This is a genomic window from Variovorax sp. 10N432, from assembly GCF_056394465.1.
Genome location: NZ_JBFTHX010000124.1, coordinates 1 through 898 on the forward strand (window position 1 = coordinate 1; position 898 = coordinate 898).

Annotated in this window: 1 pseudogene; it reads right to left on the bottom strand. The window is 61.5% G+C overall.

Annotation, left to right across the window (positions count from 1 at the left end):
• Positions 1 to 253: 253 nt before the first annotated feature.
• Positions 254 to 751, bottom strand: a pseudogene (locus AC1DF3_RS36930) (IS5 family transposase); the annotation flags it as partial.
• Between the last annotated feature and the right edge of the window lie 147 nt (positions 752 to 898).

Genomic DNA, 898 nt, shown 5'->3' on the forward strand with positions numbered 1-898 from the left:
AATGTCGACGGCAATGACGGTTCGTTCCATGATGGCCTCCATTCGATGTTGACGGTGGGACGCTCACTCTGACACTGCCGAGGTGTCGTGCCTAGCAGTAGTAGGAGGGAGGCGCCCATACCATCTGATCAATGAACGACGTCGTCGGATCTGAAGACATCACGACGCGATGCGGTCGCGATTTCGGTCAACGTCGCGCCGTGAGGTCTGCCCGCCGGGCGTTTTGCGCCTCTTTCGAGGCCACTTTCGGTGCTCAAGACGCACCTCGGCCATGCGCGACCAGCAACGACCTCTTGGCGATGACCAGATTGGCCAGCCCGAACAGGCTGAACAGCTGCGCCTCGTTCTTCGCAAGGCCCTTGTGGCGGGTCTTCTTGTGGCGAAACAGGTTTTTGATCACATGGAACGGATGCTCGACCTTGGCCCGGATGCTCGCCTTCAGCTGCTCGGCTTTCTCCAGCAGCCGCGCCCACTTGCGCGTCAGATCCAGCTGCCGGCGCTTGCCCGGCTGCATCGCCACGTGCCACTTCGGGCCTTGCGCTTCCTCGCGCTTGTGCACGCCCCGATACCCGGCGTCGCCGAAGGCCGCCGTCTCCTCGCCGTGCAAAAGTGCGCCAGCTTGCGTCACGCCGTTGACGTTGGCCGCCGTGGCGATCACGGTGTGCACGAGCCCCGATTCGGCATCCACGCCAATATGGGCCTTGAGGCCAAAGTGCCAAGTGTTTCCCTTCTTGGTCTGATGCATCTCCGGGTGCGCATTTCAGCGATCGTGGACGCTGGTTTCAGCGTGATCGCGGACGGTGTTTCAAGGTGATCGTGGACGATCACGGAAGCACGCGAGTGAAGGGGTTCATGGTATCTCAGTCGTCCATGATCTTGGTGAAGCGCCGGGCGTTGT